Origin of the sequence: Paraburkholderia xenovorans (assembly GCF_046030735.1) — a bacterium.
GTDB classification, from domain to species: domain Bacteria; phylum Pseudomonadota; class Gammaproteobacteria; order Burkholderiales; family Burkholderiaceae; genus Paraburkholderia; species Paraburkholderia xenovorans_A.
In genome coordinates, this window is the sequence record NZ_JAQQBV010000028.1 from 68,532 (window position 1) to 91,853 (window position 23,322).

At 63.2% G+C, this 23,322-nt stretch carries 24 protein-coding genes; 3 read left to right on the forward strand and 21 right to left on the reverse strand.

The window, feature by feature from the left end; translation table 11 throughout:
• Positions 1-9 precede the first annotated feature (9 nt).
• Positions 10-1,404: an L-serine ammonia-lyase gene (locus PQQ51_RS24820; RefSeq protein WP_408499513.1), complete on the reverse strand. Its 1,395-nt coding sequence runs from the start codon at positions 1,402-1,404 to the stop codon at positions 10-12.
• Between the two features lie 284 nt (positions 1,405-1,688).
• Here PQQ51_RS24820 and PQQ51_RS24825 point away from each other — a divergent pair, with 284 nt between their 5' ends.
• Positions 1,689-2,771, forward strand: a complete 1,083-nt coding sequence (locus tag PQQ51_RS24825) for a GlxA family transcriptional regulator (RefSeq protein WP_408499515.1) — start codon at positions 1,689-1,691, stop codon at positions 2,769-2,771.
• Positions 2,772-2,802: 31 nt separating this feature from the next.
• On the opposite strand, the gene PQQ51_RS24830 is transcribed toward PQQ51_RS24825, so the two are convergent.
• The 8 genes from PQQ51_RS24830 to PQQ51_RS24865 form a co-directional block, all read right to left on the reverse strand.
• Entirely contained in the window at positions 2,803-3,741 is a 939-nt protein-coding gene (locus tag PQQ51_RS24830) for a choline ABC transporter substrate-binding protein (RefSeq protein WP_408499516.1), read from the reverse strand.
• A gap of 52 nt (positions 3,742-3,793) precedes the next feature.
• The gene (locus PQQ51_RS24835) at positions 3,794-4,792 is read right to left on the reverse strand and encodes a GlxA family transcriptional regulator (protein ID WP_408499517.1); all 999 of its coding nucleotides are present in this window, start codon (positions 4,790-4,792) and stop codon (positions 3,794-3,796) included.
• A 7-nt stretch (positions 4,793-4,799) separates the two neighbouring features.
• On the reverse strand, positions 4,800-5,702 hold the full coding sequence (choW, locus tag PQQ51_RS24840) for a choline ABC transporter permease subunit (protein ID WP_408499518.1): 903 nt from the start codon (positions 5,700-5,702) through the stop codon (positions 4,800-4,802).
• Positions 5,695-6,873 (reverse strand): quaternary amine ABC transporter ATP-binding protein, encoded by a 1,179-nt coding sequence (locus PQQ51_RS24845; protein ID WP_408499519.1) that lies wholly within the window; start codon positions 6,871-6,873, stop codon positions 5,695-5,697. The genes choW and PQQ51_RS24845 overlap by 8 nt, the downstream gene beginning before the upstream one ends.
• 494 nt (positions 6,874-7,367) lie before the next feature.
• A complete protein-coding gene (locus PQQ51_RS24850; protein ID WP_408499520.1) occupies positions 7,368-7,679 on the reverse strand; it encodes a hypothetical protein in 312 nt (103 codons plus the stop codon).
• A gap of 156 nt (positions 7,680-7,835) precedes the next feature.
• Positions 7,836-9,521 carry a long-chain fatty acid--CoA ligase gene (locus PQQ51_RS24855; protein WP_408499521.1) on the reverse strand — a complete coding sequence of 562 codons (1,686 nt, stop codon included), beginning with the start codon at positions 9,519-9,521 and terminating at the stop codon, positions 7,836-7,838.
• 67 nt (positions 9,522-9,588) lie between these two features.
• The gene (locus PQQ51_RS24860) at positions 9,589-10,362 is read right to left on the reverse strand and encodes an SDR family oxidoreductase (RefSeq protein ID WP_408499522.1); all 774 of its coding nucleotides are present in this window, start codon (positions 10,360-10,362) and stop codon (positions 9,589-9,591) included.
• A gap of 123 nt (positions 10,363-10,485) precedes the next feature.
• On the reverse strand, positions 10,486-11,745 hold the full coding sequence (locus PQQ51_RS24865; RefSeq protein WP_408499523.1) for an MFS transporter: 1,260 nt from the start codon (positions 11,743-11,745) through the stop codon (positions 10,486-10,488).
• A 237-nt stretch (positions 11,746-11,982) separates the two neighbouring features.
• Between PQQ51_RS24865 and PQQ51_RS24870 the strand changes: the two genes are divergently transcribed.
• Positions 11,983-12,348 carry a BON domain-containing protein gene (locus tag PQQ51_RS24870; RefSeq protein WP_408499524.1) on the forward strand — a complete coding sequence of 122 codons (366 nt, stop codon included), beginning with the start codon at positions 11,983-11,985 and terminating at the stop codon, positions 12,346-12,348.
• Positions 12,349-12,461: 113 nt separating this feature from the next.
• On the opposite strand, the gene PQQ51_RS24875 is transcribed toward PQQ51_RS24870, so the two are convergent.
• From PQQ51_RS24875 to PQQ51_RS24905, 7 genes are all read right to left on the reverse strand, one after another.
• Positions 12,462-12,677: a YXWGXW repeat-containing protein gene (locus tag PQQ51_RS24875; RefSeq protein WP_408499525.1), complete on the reverse strand. Its 216-nt coding sequence runs from the start codon at positions 12,675-12,677 to the stop codon at positions 12,462-12,464.
• Between the two features lie 80 nt (positions 12,678-12,757).
• Positions 12,758-13,903 (reverse strand): DUF1501 domain-containing protein, encoded by a 1,146-nt coding sequence (locus tag PQQ51_RS24880; RefSeq protein WP_408499526.1) that lies wholly within the window; start codon positions 13,901-13,903, stop codon positions 12,758-12,760.
• Between the two features lie 5 nt (positions 13,904-13,908).
• Complete coding sequence (locus PQQ51_RS24885) at positions 13,909-15,453, reverse strand: DUF1800 domain-containing protein (RefSeq protein WP_408499527.1); 1,545 nt, start codon at positions 15,451-15,453, stop codon at positions 13,909-13,911.
• Positions 15,454-15,525: 72 nt separating this feature from the next.
• Entirely contained in the window at positions 15,526-16,089 is a 564-nt protein-coding gene (locus PQQ51_RS24890; protein WP_408499528.1) for a periplasmic heavy metal sensor, read from the reverse strand.
• The gene (locus tag PQQ51_RS24895; protein WP_408499529.1) at positions 16,086-16,505 is read right to left on the reverse strand and encodes a hypothetical protein; all 420 of its coding nucleotides are present in this window, start codon (positions 16,503-16,505) and stop codon (positions 16,086-16,088) included. Before PQQ51_RS24895 ends, PQQ51_RS24890 begins: the two co-directional genes overlap by 4 nt.
• Positions 16,502-17,089 (reverse strand): RNA polymerase sigma factor, encoded by a 588-nt coding sequence (locus PQQ51_RS24900; RefSeq protein WP_408499542.1) that lies wholly within the window; start codon positions 17,087-17,089, stop codon positions 16,502-16,504. The genes PQQ51_RS24895 and PQQ51_RS24900 overlap by 4 nt, the downstream gene beginning before the upstream one ends.
• A gap of 323 nt (positions 17,090-17,412) precedes the next feature.
• Positions 17,413-17,760 carry a hypothetical protein gene (locus tag PQQ51_RS24905; RefSeq protein ID WP_408499530.1) on the reverse strand — a complete coding sequence of 116 codons (348 nt, stop codon included), beginning with the start codon at positions 17,758-17,760 and terminating at the stop codon, positions 17,413-17,415.
• Between the two features lie 155 nt (positions 17,761-17,915).
• Here PQQ51_RS24905 and PQQ51_RS24910 point away from each other — a divergent pair, with 155 nt between their 5' ends.
• Positions 17,916-18,608, forward strand: a complete 693-nt coding sequence (locus tag PQQ51_RS24910) for an HAD family hydrolase (RefSeq protein ID WP_408499531.1) — start codon at positions 17,916-17,918, stop codon at positions 18,606-18,608.
• A 57-nt stretch (positions 18,609-18,665) separates the two neighbouring features.
• Here PQQ51_RS24910 and PQQ51_RS24915 read toward each other — a convergent pair whose 3' ends face one another.
• From PQQ51_RS24915 to cyoA, 5 genes are all read right to left on the reverse strand, one after another.
• A complete protein-coding gene (locus PQQ51_RS24915) occupies positions 18,666-19,058 on the reverse strand; it encodes a carboxymuconolactone decarboxylase family protein (RefSeq protein ID WP_408499532.1) in 393 nt (130 codons plus the stop codon).
• 138 nt (positions 19,059-19,196) lie between these two features.
• Positions 19,197-19,538 carry a cytochrome o ubiquinol oxidase subunit IV gene (gene cyoD / locus PQQ51_RS24920; protein ID WP_408499533.1) on the reverse strand — a complete coding sequence of 114 codons (342 nt, stop codon included), beginning with the start codon at positions 19,536-19,538 and terminating at the stop codon, positions 19,197-19,199.
• On the reverse strand, positions 19,539-20,156 hold the full coding sequence (gene cyoC, locus PQQ51_RS24925) for a cytochrome o ubiquinol oxidase subunit III (protein ID WP_408499534.1): 618 nt from the start codon (positions 20,154-20,156) through the stop codon (positions 19,539-19,541).
• Positions 20,156-22,141, reverse strand: coding sequence for a cytochrome o ubiquinol oxidase subunit I (gene cyoB / locus PQQ51_RS24930; protein ID WP_408499535.1), 1,986 nt, complete (start codon positions 22,139-22,141; stop codon positions 20,156-20,158). Before cyoB ends, cyoC begins: the two co-directional genes overlap by 1 nt.
• Positions 22,142-22,144: 3 nt before the next feature.
• Positions 22,145-23,044: a ubiquinol oxidase subunit II gene (gene cyoA, locus PQQ51_RS24935; protein WP_408499536.1), complete on the reverse strand. Its 900-nt coding sequence runs from the start codon at positions 23,042-23,044 to the stop codon at positions 22,145-22,147.
• Between the last annotated feature and the right edge of the window lie 278 nt (positions 23,045-23,322).

Below are 23,322 nucleotides of genomic sequence, written 5' to 3' on the forward strand. Positions count from 1 at the left end.
CGGGCACTGTCAGCATTCGATGACGTTCACGGCCAGTCCGCCGCGCGACGTCTCCTTGTATTTGGTCTTCATGTCCGCGCCGGTTTCGCGCATCGTCTTGATGACGTTGTCGAGCGACACGTAGTGCTGACCGTCGCCCTTCATCGCCATGCGCGCGGCGTTCAGCGCCTTGATCGCGCCCATCGCGTTGCGCTCGATGCAGGGGATCTGCACGAGTCCGCCGACCGGATCGCAGGTCATCCCGAGGTTGTGTTCCATGCCGATCTCGGCGGCGTTCTCGACTTGCGTCGGCGTGCCGCCCATGACCGCGGCGAGCGCGGCGGCGGCCATCGAGCAGGCAACGCCCACTTCGCCCTGACAACCCACTTCGGCGCCCGAGATCGATGCAGTTTCCTTGTAGATGATCCCGATCGCCGCGGCAGTCAGCAGGAAGGTCACGATCCCTTCGTCGTTCGATGCATGCATGAACTTCACGTAGTAATGCAGCACCGCCGGAATCACGCCCGCCGCACCGTTGGTCGGCGCAGTGACCACGCGGCCGCCGGCCGCGTTCTCTTCGTTGACGGCCATGGCGTACAGGTTGACCCAGTCGAGCATCGACAGCGGATCGCGCAGCGACTCTTCGGAACGCGAGCGCAATTGCGCGCACAGGTCGGCGGCGCGGCGCTTCACATGCATCGGGCCCGGCAGTTCGCCGCGCACCTTGCAACCGCGTTCGACACACGCCGACATCGTGCGCCAGATGGCCAGCAGACCGTCGCGCACTTCCTGTTCGGAACGCGCCGCGCATTCGTTCTTCAGCGCGACCTGCGCGATCGACAAACCCGTTTCGCGGCACACGCGCATCAGATCGTCGCCGGTGCGAAACGGATGCGGCACGTCGCCGCCCGCGCGCAGGCCGTTGACGCGATCGCCGTCGCGATTGACGACAAAGCCGCCGCCGATCGAGTAATACTCCTTCTCCACCAGCAGTTGACCGTTTTCATCGAACGCCTGAAAACGCATCCCGTTCGGATGCACGATGCCCGAACCCGGTGCGCCCGGCATCAGCTTGCGAAAAAAGCCGAGTTGCTCGCGCTCGTCGAATTTCACCGGATGCTTGCCGAGCAGCATTAGTTGCTTCGTCGCGCGAATCGCGTCGAGGCGCGGCTCGACGATGTCCGGGTCGATCAGATCGGGCAGATTGCCTTCGAGGCCGAGCAGCACCGCTTTATCCGTGCCGTGACCCTTGCCGGTCGCGCCGAGCGAGCCGAACAGTTCGACCTTCACGCGGCGCACGAAACCGAGCAGATTCGCGTCTTCGATATGCGAGGCGAAGCGGCAGGCGGCGATCATCGGTCCGACCGTATGCGAGCTCGAAGGACCGATACCGATCTTGAACAGATCGAAAACGCTGACGTTCATGGTGTGCCTTATGCGTTGCCATAGCGAGGTTGCCGGGTTCGGCGTCCACTCGCCGCTCAACTAGCCCCTATTGCACCGCACGCCAAATTGGACCGATAGAATAAAAACGGCATCGCGCTGGGATAGTGGCGTCAATAGTGGCGTGAAGCGCACCGGGCGCAAAGTGCCAAGGCGGATTTGCGAAGACTTCTGACGCATTTGCGACAGGCGCACCGCTTGCGGCTGGCGATGCTGGTGCCAGTGCTATCCTTGTTTCAACCTTGATTCCCTGGCTCGCCGCGTGCATGAATTCCGCTGAAACGCTCCCCCTACAATCGATCGACGGCACCTCGAAGCAGCGCATCCGCTTCGGGATCATCCTGCTGCCGAATTTCACGCTGACCGCGTTCTCGGGTTTCGTCGACCTGTTGCGCCTGTCCGCGGACGAAGGTGACTTCAGCAAACCGGTGCGTTGTTCGTGGAGCGTGATAGGGGAAACCCTCGCTCCGGTGCGCGCGAGTTGCGGGATCCAGATCACGCCGTGGGAAACCTTCGACCACGCCGAACCGTTCGACTACGTGGTGGTGGTCGGCGGCCTGCTGCATTCGGGACCGGCCGCGAACGACGCAACGCTCGCGTTCATCCGCCGCGCCGCCGCCACCAATGCAACGCTGGTCGGCATGTGCACCGGCGTGTTCTCGCTGATGCGTGCCGGCGTACTGGAAGGTCACCGGATTTGCGTGAGCTGGTTTCACTACTGGGATTTCATCGAACGCTTTCCTGCGGTGAACGAGGAAGCGCTGGTCGCGGACCGGCTGTTCGTGATCGACCGGCGGCGCATTACCTGCTCGGGCGGCCGGGCGTCGATCGACGTGGCCGCGGCGATTCTGCTGCGTCACTTCGAAACCGCCACCGTGCAGAAGGCGCTGCGCATTCTGCTGGTCGACGACATGCAGAAGGGCAACGCACCGCAACCGCATCCGCCCGGTCTCGCGCCGGCCGCGCATCCGAAGGTGAAGCGCGCGATTCTGCTAATGGAGCAGCACGTGGGGCGTTCGCTGCCGCTCGATGAACTGGCGCGCAGGCTCGATCTGTCGCCGCGTCAACTCGAGCGGCTTTTCAAGGCGCAAACCGGTAAGGCGCCGCAGGCTTACGCGAAGCAGGTTCGCTTGCGCACGGCCGCATGGCTGCTGACGAGTTCGGATAAGACGGTCGCGGATATCGCGTCGAGTTGCGGGTTTTCCGATGCGTCGCATCTGGGCCGCGAATTCCGCAAGCAGTTCGGCTTGCCGCCGATGATGTACCGCGAGCAGCGCGGCACAGCCGCCGAAGCGGAAGACGGCGCGGGGTACGACGAAACTTTTCCGGGCCGGGCTCAGGCGATCTGAGCCCGTTTTTTTAACGCCTCGATGCAATGCTTTATTGCCCCGCCGCCACGTACGCCTTCACTGCCGGCAAGCCGTCCTTGCCGTCGAACGTCTTCACGCCCGCGAGCCATTTGTCGAGCACGGCCGGGTTCGCCTTCAACCACTCGCGCGCCGCCTTGTTCGGATCGGTCTTGTTCATGATCGGCAGCATCACGTGGTTTTCGATGTCGGTCGTGAAGTGCAGATTCGCCACCAGCTTCGCGACATTCGGGCAACGCGCCGAGTAATCGGTCGGCGTGACGGTCAGCACTCGGGCTTCACCGTAGTTCGGGCCGAATACGTCGTCGCCGCCGGTCAGATAGTCGATCTTCATCTGCACGTTCATCGGATGCGGTTCCCAGCCGAGAAACACGATCGGCTTCTTCTCGCGAATCGCGCGATTCACCTCGACCAGCATGCCCGCTTCGCTCGATTCGACCAGCTTGAATTTGCCGAGACCGTACTGATTGCTGTCGATCATCTTCTTGATCAACGCATTGCCGTCGTTACCCGGTTCGATACCGTAGATCTTGCCGTCGAGCTTGTCGTAGTTCTTCGCGATATCCGCGAACGATTTGATGCCGGCCTGATACGCGTAGTCCGGCACGGCCAGCGTGTATTTCGCGCCGGTCAGATTCGGCGTGGGCAGCACCGCGATCTGACCGCTTTTCTTGAACGGGTCGATCATCGGGTCCATCGTGGGCGACCAGTAGCCGAGGAATACGTCGATCTGTTTGCTCTTCACGCCGGCAAACGTGATCGGCACCGAGGCGATCGTCTTGGTCGGCTTGTAGCCGAGCCCTTCGAGCACGGTCGAAGCCAGCCCGGTCGTCGCCGCAATGTCGGTCCAGCCGACGTCGGCGAACCGCACGTCGCGGCAGGTGGCGGGTTCGGCGGCAAACACCGTCGATATCGACAGCGCGCACAACGGCGCGGCCCACAAACGTTTCATGGCATTCCCTCAGGGTGATTGATGCTGGACTGGTTCGATATCTAACGGGACACTAAGCCGACAGGCGCCGCTCGACACTCGGCGCGTGGCCGAATTGCGCGCGATAAGCCTTGCTGAAATGACACGGCGAATGAAAACCGCACACCGCGGTGACGCGCGCAATCGACGCATCCGTATTCCGCAGCAACTCACGCGCGCGGCGCAAACGCAGCGTGAGGTAGTAATGCGTCGGCGACACGCTCAGGAACATCTTGAACATGCGCTGCAAATGACGTTGCGACAGATGCACGAGGCGGGCCAGTTCATCGAGCGACAACGGCTCCTCGATATTCGCCTCCATCAGCCGCACTACTTCGATCAGCTCCGCGCGCGAGAAGCCGACCCGTGCGTCGACGGGAATGTGCTGGTAGTCGGTCGACCCGCGAATCCGCTCGACGATGAACTGCTCCGACACCTGCGCGGCCACCGCGTGGCCGAGACGCATGCTCACGAGATTGAGCATCAGGTCGAGCGGCGCGGTGCCGCCGGTGCAGGTCAAACGGTCGCGATCGATCACGAACAGCTCGTCGGCGAAACGTACATGCGGATAGCTCTTGTGCAACGGCGACATGTCTTCCCAATGCACGGTGCAGCGATAGCCGTCGAGCAAACCGGCGGCGAGCAATGCATACGGTCCCGTGCAAATGCCGCCGAGCGGAACGCCGCGCGCGGCCACGTCGCGCAACAACGCGATCACCGTATCGTCGACATAATCGCGCACGTGCCAGCCGGCGCAGACGATCAGCACATCGGGCACACCGGCCTGCGCGAGCGTCACGGTCGGCTTCACGGTGATGCCGTTGCTGGCGCGCGCCGGCTCGCCGTCCGGCGTGATCACCGACCACGTGTAGTGCTGCGCGCGGCCGACGTAGTTAGCCATGCGTAACACTTCGACCGCACTCGTGAACGCGATCATCGAGAAATTCGGCAGCGTCAGGAAGCCGACGTGCGCGAGCCCGGACAGCGGCGACTCCGCGGGCGTCACGACATTGGGAAACGCGTCGCGCTTCATGGGCGGCTCAGCCGTGTTGCGCCGCCGGCTCGCGGCGCACTCTCATCATGCTGCGCAAGCCCGACAGCAAAGGTGCGCGCGCCATGCCCGGCGCCCGGCCGAAGCTTTCCGTGATGCGGTCGAGAATGATCGCGAGCATCACCACGGACAGTCCGCTTTCGAAACCAAGTCCGATATCGAGCCGCTGGATACTCGCCAGCACGTCGTTGCCGAGACCGCCCGCGCCGACCATCGACGCGATGATCACCATCGACAAGGCCATCATGATGGTCTGATTCACGCCGGTCATGATCGACGGCAGCGCGTTCGGAAACTGCACCTTGTAGAGCAGTTGCCACGGCGTGCAGCCGAACGCCTGACCGGCTTCGACGATTTCGCGATTCACATGCTTGATGCCGAGCGACGTGAGACGCACTGCCGGCGGCATCGCGAAGATCACGGTGGACAAAATCCCAGGCACGCGGCCGAGACCGAACAGCATCGCGGCCGGAATCAGGTACACGAAGGCCGGCATGGTCTGCATCAGGTCGAGTACCGGACGCACCACCATTTCGACGTAACGGCTCTTCGCGGTCCAGATGCCGAGCGGCACGCCGAGCAGCAAACTGATCACCGTCGACGACAACGTCAACCCGAGCGTGATCACCATCTGATCCCAGAAGCCGGTACCGTAGATCAGCAGCATCGCGAGCAACGTGAACAGCGCGAAACGCCAGCCCACCCGCCACAACCCGATGCCGACAAAAAACGCCATCAGCGCCCACATCGGCACCGCTTGCAGACCGTGCTCGACCAGTGCGGCGAAGCTCTCGATCACCTTGCCGATCGAGTCGAAGGTTTTCGCGTCGTGGTCGAGCAGGTAGTGAACGCCGTGATCGACCCAGGCGCCAAGTGGAATGACTTCAGACATGGGAACTCCGATGGCGCGTGAGAACGTTCAGCACGTTCGTCTTGTTGACCGACCCGCAATACGAGCCGTCCGCCTCGACGACCGGCAGCGGTGCGCGGCTCGCCACCACGCGTTCGACGACATCGTCGAGCGGCGTGGTGCGCCGGATGCACTCGATCTGGTTGAGTTGCGGCGAAGCGCTGCCGAGCGCATCACGGCACACGAAGCCGCGAATCTTGCGCTCGCCGTCGAGCACGAACGCGTAGTCGGCGCTGCCGTTCAACGTTGCGGCGACGCTCGACGCGTCGATCCGCGCCGAATGCGCGATCAGCGGCACCGCGTCGGTCTGCATCAGATCGCCGGCGGTCAGATAGCGGCTCGTATCGATTCCTTCGAAGAACGCCCGCACATAATCGTCGGCGGGATTCGTGATGATTTGCTGCGGCGTGCCGATCTGCACCACGCGGCCCCCTTCCATGATCGCGATCCGCGTGCCGATGCGCATCGCCTCTTCCAGATCGTGCGACACGAACAGGATGGTGCGCTGCTGTTCGCGTTGCAGATCCAGCAGCACGTTCTGCATTTCCTTGCGCTTTAATGGATCGAGCGCGGAGAACGCTTCGTCCATGATCATCAGCGAAGGATTGACCGCCAGCGCCCGCGCAAGACCCACGCGCTGCTGCATGCCGCCCGACAGTTGCGCCGGCAGCTTCCCGGCGAACGGCGCGAGACCGACCTGTTCGAGCACCGCCATCGCGCGCTTCTCGCGCTCTTTCCTGCCCATGCCCGCCACTTCCAGACCGAACGCGGCGTTCGACAGCACGGTGCGTTGCGGCATCAGCGCGAAGGACTGAAACACCATGCTCATGTCCTTGCGGCGCAGCGCCGTCAACGCCGAGCGTGGCACGCTGGCTACGTCGCGGCCGTCGATCAGCACCTTGCCGGCCGTCGGCTCGACCAGACGATTGATCAGGCGAATCAGCGTCGACTTGCCGGAGCCCGACAGGCCCATCAGCACGAAGATTTCGCCTTCCTTGACTTCGAACGACACGTTGTGAACGCCGACAATCTGACCGGTGCGCGCGAATACTTCTTCTTTGGTTGCGCCGCCTGCCAGCATGCCGATCGCCTGCTTCGGGTTAGTGCCGAACACCTTGCACAGCCCTTCGACCACGACCTTCGGGGAATTCATTGAATGCTCTCCTATGTCGACTGGAGTGAGCGCAAAAAGCACCGACTCCGGTCCCATGCAAGATGGTTTCTGCTGCGGCGAACGTCTGTCCGCGCTGTGCATACATAGTTGCCAGAAAAAAGTACGGCTAGCCGACTATTTGCGACAACCACCTGTGGAAATACGACACCTCTATCGCGCGCGGCGTGGCCGCCGACGGCGAAAGGCATAGGGGACAAGGGTTTGGCGGGTGCCGCTAAGGCTGGCTCAGCGTGTCGCGCGAGAACAAGTCGGGGAATCCGGCAGGACGAACGCTGTTTGGCGGAATGTAAGGCGCGAGTGCGGCATCGCAGCATGCGGGTCCCGCTTCATACGCTACGCGGTGTGGCGGAATGGTGGCGGATTCGGTGGCAGAATCGACCGCCGATTCGACAGCCGATTCGCACAAACGAAAAAAGCCGGCGGCGCTTTGCAAGCCCGCCGGCATTCATCGACGTTGTGCCGCAACGATTGCGTTACTGGCTCGCGCCCGCGCCGATCCCGGCTTTCTTCTGCGCGTTTTGCAGATTGGTCGGGTAGTTCGGATCGTTTCTCGACGGCTGATAACCCGCGTCCTCGAGTTTCTTCAGCTCCGCGTTTTTCTTCGCGCGAGCCTGCTTGCGTGCCGCCTTGCGCTGCGCCTTGGTCGGCTTCGCGGTGGTGCTCGCATCGGGCTGAGCCGTGGCCGCGTCGCTGGCGCCCTGAGCAGCGGCGAGAGGAATATTGCCCGCGACCAGCGCGGTGACTGCAAGCCCAAGCACGACCTGTTTGAAGGCAAAGAACTTCATATCGGTTATCCCCTTCGGATAGTTGGCAATGGTGTCGAAGTCTTTCTGCAAAAGCTTTGTAGATGACGGCGAAGCACGTGCGATGCCCGGCTGATGACTCGCCGCATACAGCTTACAGGCAAACGGCGCCGTTACGCAGCGTGTCTTTATCGCCGGTCAGCGTGACGCGGCCGCGCGCGCGGCATCTTCCTCCTGCAACTTCCGCCACAGAATTTTGCCGCTGCCCGACTTCGGCAACGATGCGACGAACTCGACGATGCGCGGCGCCTTGTACGCGGCCATCTGCTCGTGGGCCCAGTCGATGATCTCCTGTTCGCTGATCTTGCCGGCGTGCGCTGCGGCAGGCACCACCAGCGCCTTCACGGTTTCGCCGCGCTTCGCGTCCTTCACGCCGATCACGCACACTTCCTGAATGGCCGGATGCCGGTACATCAGCGCCTCGACTTCAGCGGGCCAGACCTTATAGCCCGATGCGTTGATCATCCGTTTGAGTCGATCGGTCATGAAGAAATAGCCTTCTTCGTCGATATGACCGAGATCGCCGGTGCGCAGAAAACGCTTGCCGTCCAGTTCGACGAACGCGTCCTGCGTGCCTGTCGGATCGCGCCAGTAGCCCTGCATCACCTGCGGCGCATTGACGACGATCTCGCCGGTCTCGCCCGCAGACAGTTCCTCGAGCGTAGCCGGGTCGATCACGCGCGAGTCCACGTCGAACACAGGAATGCCGAGACATTGCGGCTTGGGGCGATGCGGCGGATTGATGTGCGTGGCGGCGATCGTCTCCGACATCCCATAGCCTTCGACGTAATCGAGGCCGGTCAGCGCCTTCAGCTTTCGGGCGATCGCATCGGGCATCGCCGCGCCGCCGCCGCGCGCGCCCTTCAGACTCGACAGATCGTATTCGGCGAGTTTCGGATTCGACAGGAAATCGACCATCATCGCGGTGATCGACTGCCATGCCGTCACGCGATATTTCTGCATGCATAACGCCGCCGCATCGCGATCCCAGCGCGGCAGCACGACGATCGTCGCGCCCGAGAACATCGCGCTGTTCATCCCGCCTTGCATGCCGGTCACGTGAAAGAGCGGCAGCACGGACAGATAAACCCCGTCGGCGGGCGATGCAAACCACACGCAACCGCCGAGCAGCGTGCTCATCACGCTGCGATGCGTGTGCATGCAGCCCTTCGGTTTGCCCGTGGTACCGGACGTGTACGGCATCACGCACAGGTCGTCGGGACCGGCGGTGAGCGGTCCCGGCGCAAGATGCCGTTCGAGCACCTCCTGCCACGCCGTGACGCCGGGGATAGTGAAGGTTTTGCGCGGTGCGGCGACGAACTCCGGCACGTCGATCGGGGACGGCCGTTTCAGATAATCGCTATACGTCGCGACGATCGCGTGTTCGATGCCCTGCCCCGGCCCATTGCCGACCAGTGGTTCGACGTTCGCGAACAGACACTGCGGCGCGATGATCGTGGTCGCCCCGCTGTCTTCCACATAGTGACGCAACTCGGTGGTCATGTTCATCGGATTGACCGGCACCACCACCGCGTTGGCACGCAGGATCCCGTAGTAAGCGACGATCCATTGCGGGCTGTTCTGCATATAGAGCAGCACGCGGTCGCCGGCTTTCACATGGCACGCCTGCTGCAAGAATCCGGCGACGCGCTCGGCTTCGTCCTTGAAGTCGGCGAACGTGAGCGGCGTGTCGTAGAAAATGATGAACGGCTTGTTCGGAAAGCGGGCCGCCGAGACCTCAGCGTTATGGAAGATATTCGTCTCGGGCAGTGTCAGATGCCGCGGCGCCTGCGGCGGCCAATGCGGATGATGGCGTTCGTTCATATGTGTCTCCTGCGTCCTGCTTATACGGTATCCGCACTGGTTTTTGCCAACGTGCGAACGTGCAGCGTCACGCGATGATCGCGCCGCCATCCACTGCGAAATACTGGCCCGTGACGTGGCGCGACGCTTCGCTCGCGAGAAACACCACCGAGCCTTTCAGGTCTTCGTCGCCGCCGAGACGTTGCAGCGGCGTGCGCGACACGATGTCGTCTTCGAGCTTGCCGAGCAGCCCCGCCGACATCTTCGACGGAAAGAAGCCCGGGCAGATCGCATTCACGTTGATGTTGTACTTGCCCCATTCCGCAGCGAGCGCGCGCGTGAAATTGATCGCCGCGGCCTTCGACGTGTTGTACGCAATCGTATTCATGCCGGCCGGCGAACCTTTGAGCCCCGCCACCGACGCGATGTTGACGATCTTGCCGGCGCGGCGCGCAATCATGCTGCGCTTGCCGACTTCGCGTGCGAGAAAGAACGGCGCGTTGACGTTCAGGTTCATCACCTTGTGCCACGCCTGATCGGGATAGTCTTCGGCCGGCGCGCCCCACGTGGCGCCCGCGTTGTTGACGAGAATATCGATGCGGCCATGCCGGTCCAGCACTTCGCCGACGAGATCGGGAATACCCTCGAAGCGCTGCAGGTCGTTGACGATGGTCTGCACCTCGATGCCGAGGCTTTGCAGATGGGCTTTCGCTTCAGCGAGTTCGTCGGCCTTGCGCGCGGTGATCGCGACGCTGCACCCCATTTCGCCGAGTGCTTCGGCCATTTGCAGGCCGAGCCCGCGTGAGCCGCCGGTGATCAAGGCAAGCTTGCCGTCGAGTTGAAACAGGTCTTTCACGGACATGTGGCGTCTCCTCCAGATTGTTCTGCGGTGCAGATCGATAGTCCAGATTTTTAGCCATCATACGTGCCGCAATTCAGCATGTAAATAAAAGCACGCTCATTCACTTTCAAGCTTGCGGTGTTGTCAGGCACGCTCTTTCGGCGGCGCGACGACCGGGCTGAACACGTACACCAGCGTGCCGATCGCAAGCGGCGCAACGGTCACCGCAAACAGTGCCGCGTAGATATTCGGAGCGGACCCATGCGCGTGCTTCGCCGTCTCCGCGATCCAGCCGAAGCAACTGCTCGCGAGCGCAATGCCGAGAAACACGAAGCTGTTGAGCAGCCCGAGGCCAAGCCCGAGCCGTCGCGGCGCGAGGATCGCGCGCGCCTGCGACATCACCAGCGGATGAATCGAGCCGACCGAGAACAGCACACAGATCAACGCGACGCTAATGGCCCAGCTACGCCCCGGAACCAGTGCGAGCACCAGCGCCGCAATCGTGCCGGCGATCAGCCATAGCAGCGAAATGCGCTTGGGCGCCCAGAACCGGACGACCACCGGAATGCAAAACGACGCGCCAATGGCGACGAGGCTCGTCACCGTCATTGCGTTGCCGCGTGCGATCACGTCGAAGCCGAACACATCGGCGAGATACGGGCCGCCCCACGACGTGCGAAACGTGCTGCCCACCGACAGCGCGAGGCACGCCGGCATCAAGGTCCACAAGCCGCCGGCCCGCTTCTGCGCGCCATCCGCCTGTTGCGATGCAGCGAGCGCTTGCCGATGCGCGTCGGCATCGCGCCGCTTCACGAAACACGCGACGCCAAGCGTCGCGCACAACATCGCGACCGACGCCGTGACCATCACGGGACGCCAGCCGAAGCTCGCGGTCGCGTGACTCAGCGGAAAGGCGGCGAGCAACGCGCCGGCCATGCCGATCGCGCTCGCGGTCGTGACGGCGCGCACGTTGCGGGTGCCGTGGCCGCTATGCAGCACGTAGTTGAGCAGGCCCATGAAGATCGGCGCGCAACCGAGGCCGATGCCGGCTTGCGCGACGAGCGCGATCAGCGGATCGCGGGTGAGCGCGAGCAAACCCGCGCAAAGGCCGCCGATGCCCATCAGCAGCGCCGTCGGACCGCGCACGCCGTAGCGGTCGAACATCATGCCGACCGGCAGTTGCGCAAGCGCGAACACGAGGAAGAACGAGCCGGCGAACCAGCCGAACATCTGCGGCGAGAAGTGGAAATCGCCGATCAGCTGGGTGGCGATCACGGCGATATAGCTGCGGAAAAACTGGCTCAATACGTAGCTGAAGGTCAACGCCCACAAGCCGTAATCGAGCGACGACCGCTCCGCATGCGAGTGAGTTGGCAGGAGTGAATCCCGTACGCCATCGGACATCTGTCGTGCGCCTTGGATGATCGAAGCCGACATGATAGGCGAAGCGCCACGTGCACGGTCTGGTCAGTTTTTTCAACACCAGAGCGTTTGCTGGAGTATTGTTTAAGCGCGCTGGGCGCTTCACAACGTCACTCTTCTACAAGACAGGGGGCTCCCGGCGGGCGGCGAAGTGCTCGCAGGCGCGTGGTTTTTTGCATGCAACGATGCGACATCAACTTTTCGAGGAATGGAGAAAACGTGAAAACAGTCAATCTTTTGAAGGCGCTCGGCATTGCGTTGTGTGTGGCGACGGCGTCCAGCGCCTATGCCCAGGCGAGCGACACGTCCGCGGCGCCGGATGCGGCCATGTCTGCACCCAGCCCGAAAACGGTGAAAAAGACGGACCGCAAGCTCGGTCTGGATGTACGCAAGGCTTTGTCGAAAGCGCAGGGTTTTGACGTGTCGAACGTGTTTGTCCGGGCCCGCGGCGGCGCGGTGGTGATCACCGGCTCGGTGCCCGACGGTGCGCAGATTCCGCAAGCGGAACAAGTGGCGAAGGGCGTGCCTGGCGTGAAGTCGGTCAGCAACAAACTGACGATCGGCACGCAAGGCGGCGGAGGCTAAGTCTTCGCCCGGTATAGGAGGCGCGCCGCGGTAAACCTGTTTGCCGCGGCGCGCTCTGTTTTCGGTCAGCGCCTGATTCATCCGGCCGCGCTCGCGTCGCGGCCTGAACGTGCTTATCCGACCCAATGCCCCGGCACCCACTCCCAATGGTTGCCTTCCCAACGATAGTGGCCCTTCACCCAGTGATAACCGGGCGCGGGCGCAACCGGCACGACTTCGACGCGCGGCGCGGGTTCGGCCGGACGAACCGGTTCGACGACGCAAGCGGACAGCAATGCCGCGCACAGGCCGGCCAGTGAGACAGCATACAGAGTCGAGCTGAGTTTCATTTTTCCTCTTCGGTGTTGGGTTGCAGGCGAACTGCAATCGGTGGGTTTGCGCGGGTTCGTGCGCGGCGGTGCGGCCATCGTCATGCGTGCACGAGTGCTGTCAGCGGCTTCGCTGCCGTCTTGCCGAACAGCGCGACGGCCGTCCGCCCGGGATCCAGCCCAAGGGATTCGCTCGCAACGCCCGCGATCAATGCATCGAGCGACGCGGTCGGTTTCAGATCGCGCGCTTCGTATAGATCGGCCGGCTTCAGACCCGGCCAGTCGGCCATCACGCGGCCGCCCGCCACCGCCCCGCCGAACACCATCGCCACCGAGCCCGTGCCGTGATCGGTGCCGCCCGTGCCGTTCGCGGCCGCAGTGCGGCCGAACTCCGTCGCCACCAGCACCGTCGTCTTGCTCCATTGCGCACCCATGCCGTCGCGCAACGCGGCGATCATCGTGTCGAGCGCCTTCAACTGGTTGGCGAGACGCGGGTTCTGCGCGGTATGCGTGTCCCAGCCGCCGGTTTCGATCATCGCGATGCGCGGGCCGTCTTCGCGCGACAGAAAACCCGCCGCGAGTTTGCCGACGCTCGCCGGATCCTGACGCGCGCCGGCATCGCCGGCGAGACCGCGCGCGGTCATCGCCGACTCCCACAGCGGCCGCAGTTGCGCGTCCTGGTCGTACAGTTGCGAGACGCGCGTAAGCAGGTCGTCGGGCGCCTGCGGCAGGCCGGACGGCGCGTACGACGTCACCGCCGCCGGGCCGCGCAACGCCATCGGCACCGTCGGCGCAAACGCGATCGCGTTGTCGCGCGTGGCGGGCAATTGCGCGACGAGCCGGTTCAGCCAGCCGTCTTTCATCTGATAAGGCGCGGTGCCCCCGGTCTCCAGCACGTTCTGGCCGTCGAAATGCGAGCGGTCGCGATACGGCGACGCGACCGCGTGCACGAACAGCGCCTCGTGCTTCGCGTACATCGCGGCCGTTTGGGTCAGCGCCGGATGCAGCGCGAAGGTGCCGTCGAGGCGGGTCGCGTTCGCCGTATCGATCGCGAGCGCGCCGCGCAACGTCGCATACGCGGGTTCCGCGTACGGCACGACGATGTTCAGGCCGTCCGCCGCGCCGCGCTGGATCACGAACACGAAGCGACGGTCCGTGGCGACACTCGCGAACGCGATGCGCGGCGCTATCAGCATGGCGCCGGCGCCGGCAGCGGCGACGCTCAGAAACTTGCGACGGGAAAGCATGGCGTTCATCTCCGTTGAAAATCCGGCGAAACCAGCAGCAGCGCGATCGCGGTCGACGCGCTTTCGGCGCGCGACACTGCGGTGGCCGTCGGCGCGCTGAGCGAACCGGCGAGCAATGTGTTGCCGAGCGAGCGCGCATCGAGCCGGTCGCCGACCCGCGACGCAAAGCGCTGCGCCACTTCGACGCGACGCACGAGCGCATCGGGCGCGGCCCAGCTCGCGGCAATGTCGTCGTAGCCGGCGGGCGAACCCGGGCGCCACACCGGTTGCCCGAGTTGCGTGAGAATCGGCGCGCTCTGCAGATTGCCCAGGTCCTGCCAGCCGAGTCCGCGCATCGACGAAATGGTCCACTCCCACGGCGTCTTGAACTTGACGGCAGTTGGCGACCACGCTTGCGGCGTGTCGAGCAACGCCCGGTACACGGTGCGCAGATCGCCGCCGCTGCGTTCGAATGCGCTCGCAAGGCGCTCGCTCACCTCGGGCGGCGGATTGTCGGCGACGAAATGACGAGCCAGCTTGCCGCCGATATGCTGCGCGGTCGCGGGTGCGTGCGCGAAATCGTGCAGGATCGCGAGCGCCTGTTCTTCGCCGGGCTGGTCGTAGCGGCGGCCCATGATCGTGCGCGAACCCGGCTCGTGCAGCGCGGCGCGGAACACGAAGGTGCCGGGCGCGGCGTTGTCCGCTTGCAGCGCCGCGCGGGCGGCGGCGTTGCGTGCGTTCGCCGCGTTTGCGTTTGCGGGATTGGCGGCGAGACTCCAGCCGGTCAGTGCGCGCGCGAATTCTGTGACGTCATCCTGGCTATAGCCGCTGCGCACGCCGAGCGTATGAAGCTCCATGATCTCGCGCGCGAGGTTCTCGTTCAGCCCGCGTTTGCGCTCGGGATTGCGCTGCGCCGCGCGCATGGCGGCCGCACTGTCGGGGCCCACGGAACGTGTCTGATCGAGAAAGATCTGCATCGCCGGATGACGTTCGACGGCCACCAGCATGTCTTCGAAACGGCCCAGCACATGCGGGCGGATCGCTTCCGCTTCGAACGAGCCGGCCAGCGCGGCAACGCCCTGTTTTTCGATGGAAACGGCGAAATGATTCGACCAGAAATGCACGAGGCGTTCGATGAACGGCGTCGGCGTGGTCAGTGCGCTCGCGACTCGTGCATTCACCGAAGCGCGGTACATGTCGACGCTTTCCGCGCGAATTGCCTTTCGTTCGACCTGCCTGGCAGTTTGGGCGGTGGATTGCGCCGTGGCTTGAGTCGTCGCCTGAGTCGTGGATTGCGAATCGGTTCGCTGGGCCGAGGTGCCGCTCGCACCCTGCGGGTTGAGCGGAGCCTGCTGCTCCTGCTGAAACTGCATGCGCTGCTGCGCGAGTTCGGTCGACACCGTCACCGAATCGGGCTGATTCGCCCATGCGGCAGGCCGCGGCTGATACTGATCGAACTGCGCGAGCAGCCACCCTTTCGGATCCGCGGGCGGCGAATCGTCGGCACGGGCGCCAAGGCCGAAGCGATTGAGCGCGATCGCCGCGGCGTTCATATTCGGTGAGTTGGCCATTCCGTCCTCTGCGACGTTGATAAGCTTTAAACGGCCCACTCGCTGCAATCCGTCGCCTGCGCGAAAAAAATTCTATCCGCCGGATGCTCCGCTCGATGGCTGTTTCGTCGCGGCGCTTGCTGCGCTGTTGCCGACACCACTCGCTGCGCTGTTCGACGCCGGCAATCTGTTTTTCAGCGTACCCGGCGGCTCGCGCCACTCTCCCCGCACCCGCAGACTATCGGCGAACTCGATCCGCTCCTCGGACGTAAGCGTCTCCGCAAAATCGGCCACATTGGTTTCCACCAATGCCCGCAAATTGCTGTCGGCAGTACGGGTTCGCTCGAGCGCGCGATCGAGCGCCGTGCGATCCAGTTGCGGCGCGGCAAGCAGACGCAACACTTCGCGGCGACCTGCGCGCGCGTCGCGAGCGAATCCACGCCCATCGCGGCGAGCATCCTTCAGCGCGTCGGCGAATTCCTTCTGACGATCGACCGACAAAGGCGTGGCCGCAAAGCGCAACGCGCGCTGCTGCGCTTCGGTCGCCGCGTCGCGTGCGGCAAACCACTGATAAGCTCCGCCGGCAATCCCGCCCAGCAAAAACACATTGACCGCCAGCGACGCCACCAGCACGAATTTCCACGACCGGCTGCTCATTCACCGCTCCAATCGGTGGACGCGCCACCGAAGCTCGACGTTAAGTAAGAGGATTCGTGCGCATCCGGCGCATGCGCCGTCAGCACGAAGAAGGACACAGCAAGCGCGCCCGCGAAGCCGCCCAGCAAACCGACGCCCGCCACCGCCGCGCCCGACCACCATAAACGCGTGCGCGGCGCGACCGGCTTGCGCACCGGCGCACTGCCGACGACCCGCTGCTGCAACGCGAGGCTCGGCGGCGCGACCTTGTCGGCGGCGAGCCAATCATCGATCGCGGCGGCATCCGCGAGCAGCGCGTCGGCTTCCGCGCGATGCACTAGCGCCCATGTCTCTGCGGCAATGCGTTCCCCGTCCGGCCAGCGATGCGGATCGGCACCGTAGGCTTCGACGATCTGCTGGAATCTTTCAGGTGTCATGATCTGTCCTTGTCAACAACGCTGCCGACGAGTTGCGCGCGCAAATTACGCCGCGCGCGGGCCAGCAGACTTTCCAACGCCTCGACCGTGATACCCATCAAGGCAGCCGCGTCGTGGTTCGACATCTCCTGGTAATAGTTGAGCACCAGCGCCTCGCGCTGCCGCGCAGGCAACGCGGCGAGCGCATCGCGCACCCGCTGGTCCTGCGCGCGGGCTTCGAGCCTGGCGTCGGGCAGCGCGGCGGGATCGACCTCGTCGGGCAGCTCCGCGTGCGGATCTTCGCGGCGTCCGCGCAGCCGGTCATAGCAGAGATTGAGCGCGACACGGTGCACCCACGTGTCGAACTTCGCCTCGCCTTCGCGCCAGCGCGACGCCTGTTTCCAGATGCGCACGAACACTTCCTGTGCGACGTCCTCGGCTTCCATCCGGTCTCCCAGCATGCGCGTGGCGAGCGCGAGCAGACGCGGCAGCTTGCGCGCGACGAGCGAGCGCACGGCCGCCGGATCCTGCCGGCCGACCTGCGCCAGCAGTTCCGCGTCGGGATCGCGCTCGCTCAAGGCGCGCGACTCCACCGTGAGGCGGATCGCATCATGAGTTGCATGTGCTTCAATTGCCGCCGCTCCGTGGCTGTGATGCCGGCATCGCGCTCATCGAGTGCTGTGCGCACCGGTCCGGCCGATGCGCATCGACGCGTGAAGAATGGAAACGCATCGTGCTGCGCGATCAATATATGACGACCGGATGATAGTAAGCCGGCCGCGCCGGGTAAACAACACAGCCGGCGAGCGTCGCCGCCAGCAAAACGATCAGAAGCGCTTTCATCGAAAAAAACCGTCCGGTTATGCGAGTGTCGTGCACCGGACGCGATCGCGCCCGGCTCTTACGGTTGTCGGGTTGTCGAGACGACTCAGGCCCAGTGACCTTCGACCCAACGCCAGTTCGGCCCGTGCTGCACCCAATGCCCCGGCACCCAGTGATAACCGACGCGCACCGCCTGCCAGTGACCCGGCGCCCACACGTAGCTGCCATGCACCCAGCGCCAGTGGCCGCGATCCCATTCGTAACCGGCACGCGGCACCGGTACGACTTCGACACGCGGCGGCGGCGGCGCGATCGACGCCGGTGCGATCACGACGGGCGGCGGCGCGACGATCACGGCTTGCGCGAAAGCGGGTGCGGCTGTCAACGATGCGGCAGCGGACAATGCCGCGACGAACAACGCGCCGCTAACGCGGCGCGAGAAAGACGATGTCATGTTGTTTTCTTCCGGTGGGTCAGCGGAACCCGAAGCGGCTCCGTTCTTCTTTAACGCGGCTGCATCAACAATCCGTCGCTCAGAGATGTAACGGAATGAAAATTCGGCGCGTGCGGTATGCTTTGCGATTGCCCACCTTCCCCACGACCTAACCGATGTCCGATTTCCCCTTCGACGCCGTTCTCTTCGACTGCGACGGCGTGCTCGTCGACTCCGAACCCATCACGAATCGCGTGCTGAACGAAATGCTCGGCGAGCTTGGCTGGCATTTGAGCGTCGAAGAAACCATGCGCATTTTTGTCGGCAAGGCGGTCAGGGACGAACGCGCGCTGATCGAAGCGCGCACCGGCTTTGCGATCACGGCCGACTGGCTCGCGCAATTTCGCGCGCGCCGCAACGCCGCGCTGGATCTCGAACTGGTCGCCATTCCCGGCGCGCCGTCGGCCGTGCGCGCGCTGCATGCGGCACTCGATGCGCGCATTGCGGTCGCGTCAGGCGCCGACCGGATCAAGGTGGAATTGCAACTCGTGAAGGCCGGCATTCTCGACTGCTTCGACCAACGCATTTTCAGCGGACATGAAACGCCGCGCAACAAGCCGTTTCCGGATGTCTATCTGGCCGCGGCGGCCGGACTCGGCGTCGATGCGCGGCGGTGCGCGGTCATCGACGATACGGTGACCGGCGTGACGGCGGGCGTCGCGGCCGGCGCCACCGTGTTCGGCTATTGCCCGGTGGAACTGGGCCACAGCAGCGCCACCGCGTTGCATGGCGCGGGCGCGGTTTATGTGTTTCGCGACATGGCCGAACTGCCCGCGCTGCTCGCGGACTGGCGCGGCGTGGCGCAGTAACGGCAAACCCGCGAGAACCGCGGGCTTGCTCTACCAACTCTACCCGCTCTCCCCGCTTTACTCGAACGCCGGGTCGATCGGAATGCGGTAGCCCACGGCCAGGCGATTCGTTTCGTTGGCCATGCCGACCACCGCCATCAGTTCGCCGAACATTTCTTCGGTCATGCCGGCGCGGCGCGCCGCGGCGGTGTGGCTGGCCACGCAGTAGCCGCAGTTGTTCGTCACGCTGATCGCCACGTACAGCAATTCCTTCACCAGCGGATCGAGCGCGCCCGGCGCCATCACGTCCTTCAGGCTGTCCCACGTGCGCGCGAGCGTCGGCGGATGGTTGGCGATGAATTTCCAGAAATTGTTGACGTCGTCCACCTGACGCGTTTGTTTGATGTCGTCGTACACGGCCTGGACTTCCGGCGACGCTACGGGATATTCGACTGCCTTCAACTGACTCATCACCGCTCCTTTTGCTTGCTGACCGAATGCTCGAACGGCATGCGCGACCACGCATGCGAGCGGCTATTGTGCACATAAAAAAACCCCGCAAGACTTTCATCTTGCGGGGTTCGTCCGGAAACCGGTTGGGTTTTCCGTTTAGCGGGACATCATGTTCATGCTGACGTTATGCATGACCCACAGCGTGCCGCCGACCACGATCACCGCGGTCAGCACCGTGAAGGCGAAAGCCGTCACGTTCCAGCGCTGCGCCGACGACGTATTCATGTGCAGGAAGAACACCAGATGCACGACGATCTGCACCAGCGCGAGACCCGCGATCGCGAGCAACGCGTTCTCGCCGGTCAGCACGCCGTTCATCACGAGGCCGAATGCGGCGACCGTCAGAATGACCGACAGAATGAAACCCGTCGCATAGCTGCCGAGGCTGCCGTGGCTTTCGCCCGAGTGTTCCGAATGTCCGTTATGGCTATGGTCCATTTAGATCACGCTCGCAAGATAGACAAAGGTGAAGACGCCGATCCACACGACGTCCAGAAAGTGCCAGAAAAGGCTCAGGCACGTCAGGCGAATCATGTCGCGCTCGGTCAGATCCTTGTGACCCAGCACTTGCACCGAGAGCACCACCATCCAGATCAGGCCGCACGTCACGTGCAGGCCGTGCGTGCCGACCAGCGTGAAGAACGACGACAGGAACGCGCTGCGTTGCGGGCCTGCGCCTTCCGCGATCAGATGCGAGAACTCGCGCAGTTCCAGCACGAGGAACGCCAGACCGAGCAGGAACGTGACCGCGAGCCAGAACAGCAGCACGCCCTTCCTGTTTTTGTGCGCGCCCAGCATCGCAAAACCGTACGTGATACTGCTCAGCAGCAGCATCGTGGTTTCGAGCGCGACGCCCGGAATCTCGAACAGATCCTTGCCGCTCGGACCACCGGCGAACTGGTGGCTCATCACCGCGAACACTGCGAACAGCGACGCGAAGATGATGCAGTCGGTCATCAGGTATAGCCAGAAGCCGAATACCGAATGCGACGGCGGATGATCGGCGTGATGCGCATCGTGCTGATGCGAGCCGGCCGTAAGCGTGTTATTTGACATCAATCCACCTCCAACGCGACCTGCGCACCGGCGCCGGAGCGTTTCTCTTCAATCGCCGCGACCGTGGCGGCCGGAATGTAAAAGCCTTCGTTCTTCTGCCAGCTGTAGACGATCACGGTACCGATCGCGCCAACCAGGCCGACGATCGCGAGCCACCAGATATGCCAGACAGCGGCAAAGCCGAGCACCAGCGAGAACACCGCCACGACCAGACCCGCCGACGTGTTCGACGGCATGTGAATGTCGCTATACACCGGCTTCGGCTGATTCTTGCGCGACTTCATTTCAGCGAATGCGTCAAGCTGGCGCACGTCCGGAATGATCGCGAAGTTGTACGACGCCGGCGGCGAGCTCGTTGCCCATTCCAGCGTGTGAGCGTCCCACGGATCGCCGTTGACGTCGCGATTTTGCGGCAGATTGCGGTCGCGAATACTGACCACCAGTTGCAGCACCTGGAAGGCAATACCAATCGCGATCAGCACCGCGCCGACCCACGCGAACATCAGCCACGGATGCCAATCCGGGTTGTCATAGTGGTTGATACGACGCGTCATGCCCATGAAGCCGAGCACGTACAGCGGCGTGAACGCAACCCAGAAACCGATCTGCCAGAACCAGAACGACGCCTTGCCCAGCTTCTCGTTCAGCTTGAAACCGAACGCCTTCGGGAACCAGTAGTTGAAGCCGGCCAGGTAGCCGAACAGCACGCCACCGATGATCACGTTGTGGAAGTGAGCGATCAGGAACAGGCTGTTGTGCAGCACGAAGTCCGCACCCGGGATCGCCATCATCACGCCGGTCATGCCGCCGATCGTGAACGTGACCATGAAGCCGAGCGTCCACAGAATCGGCGTGGTGAACTCCAGACGCCCCTTGTAGATCGTGAACAGCCAGTTGAACACTTTCACGCCGGTCGGAATCGCGATCACCATCGTTGCAATACCGAAGAACGCATTGACGTCCGCGCCCGAGCCCATCGTGAAGAAGTGATGCAGCCACACGAGGAACGACAGCACCATGATCGCGCACGTCGCCCACACCATCGTCTTGTAGCCGAACAGCGGCTTCTTCGCGAAGGTCGCCACGACTTCCGAGAAAATACCGAACGCCGGCAGGATCAGGATGTACACCTCGGGGTGACCCCATGCCCAGATCAGGTTCAGGTACAGCATCGCGTTGCCGCCGGCATCGTTCGAGAAGAAGTGCATGCCGAGGTAACGGTCAAGACCCAGCAGCGCGAGCGTGACGGTCAGGATCGGGAACGCCGCCATGATCAGCACGTTCGTGCACAGCGCGGTCCACGTGAACACCGGCATCTTCATGAACGTCATGCCGGGCGCGCGCATCTTCACGATCGTCACGAAGAAGTTCACGCCGGTCAGCAAGGTTCCGATACCGGAGAGCTGCAGACTCCACAGGTAATAGTCGACCCCGACACCCGGACTGAACTGCAGCTCGGACAACGGCGGATAAGCGAGCCAACCCGTTTGCGCGAATTCACCGATCACGAGCGAAATGTTGATCAGGATCGCACTGATCGCGGTCATCCAGAAACTCAGCGAATTGAGGAACGGGAACGCGACGTCGCGGGCACCGATCTGCAGCGGCACGATGATGTTCATCAGGCCGACCATGAACGCCATCGCCATGAAGAAAATCATGATGACGCCGTGCGCGGTGAAGATCTGGTCGTAATGGTGCGGCGGCAGGAAGCCTGGTGCGTTATACGACAGCGCAAGCTGGGTACGCATCATGATTGCGTCCGCGAAGCCGCGGAACAGCATGATCAGCGCGACCACGATATACATCACGCCGAGCTTCTTGTGGTCGACCGACGTGAGCCATTCGGTCCACAGATAACGCCACTTGCCGAAATAGGTGATCAGACCCAGAACCAGTGCACCGCCGATGGCGATCCCGGCGGCCGTCACCATGATGATCGGCTCGTGGTAGGGAATGGAGTCTAGTGAGAGTTTTCCGAACATGCGTTACCCCTTACCCTGTGGCGCACAGTTAGCGTCTTTCATGTTGTCGATGACGTTACCGTTGTTGTACCGGGCAATGATGTTGTGAAAGAGCTTCGGATCGACCGACGAGAAATACTTGACGGGATCCTTCTCGCTCGGCGCCGACACCGCGTGATAGCGGTCCATGCTGAGGTTGTCCGACGAAGCGCGCACTTTCGCAACCCACGCGTTGAACTCTTCAGGTGTCGAAGCGATCGCGCGGAACTTCATGTCCGAGAAACCCTTGCCGCTGAAATTCGCCGCGGTGCCCGCATAATTGCCGGCTTCGTCGGCGATCAGGTGCAGACGCGTCTGCATGCCTGCCATCGCGTAGATCTGACCGCCCAGTTGCGGAATGAAGAACGAGTTCATCACCGTGTCGGACGTGATCGTGAAGTTCACCGGCGTGCCGACCGGGAACGCGAGCTGGTTCACCGAAGCGATGCCGAGGTCCGGATAGATGAACAGCCACTTCCAGTCGAGCGCGACGACTTCGACGTTGATCGGCTTGACCTGCGACTCGAGCGGCTTGTACGGATCGAGTTCATGCGTGGTCTTCCACGTCAGTACGGCGAGGAACAGAATGATCAGCGTCGGAATCGTCCAGATGGCGATTTCGATACCGGTCGAATGCACCCAGCCCGGACGGTAATCGGCGTTCTTGTTCGACGCGCGATAGCGCCAGGCGAACAGCAACGTCAGTGCGATGACCGGAATGACCACGATCAGCATGGCCCAGGTCGAGGTGGCGATCAGATCGCGTTCGGCCAGACCCACACTTCCCTTCGGATTCAGAATATCGAGGTTGCTGCAACCCGAAAGCAACAACGCGAGGGCGATAGACAGGAAACTTATCGACCCACGTAGAGTCTTTCCTTTCATATCCATTGCCTTTTATTTACGACTTCAACGAACGTCATTACACCGCTCTCCATTAGTAAGCGCTCGCATGGTAGGGGCACGTCATGGCGCAATAAACCCTCGTTTCAGCAAAGATCTATTGCGCCGCAGCACGTGCGACACGTTGCCGCACACCCATGTGCAGCCTGGGTGCCGTCATGTTCCTTCGGCGAGCGCGCGCATCATACATTCCCTTGAAGCAGGCGTAAATGTGCGGCGCGACCAGAATGGCGGCGCCGCAACACGCGAACGTCAAGGAC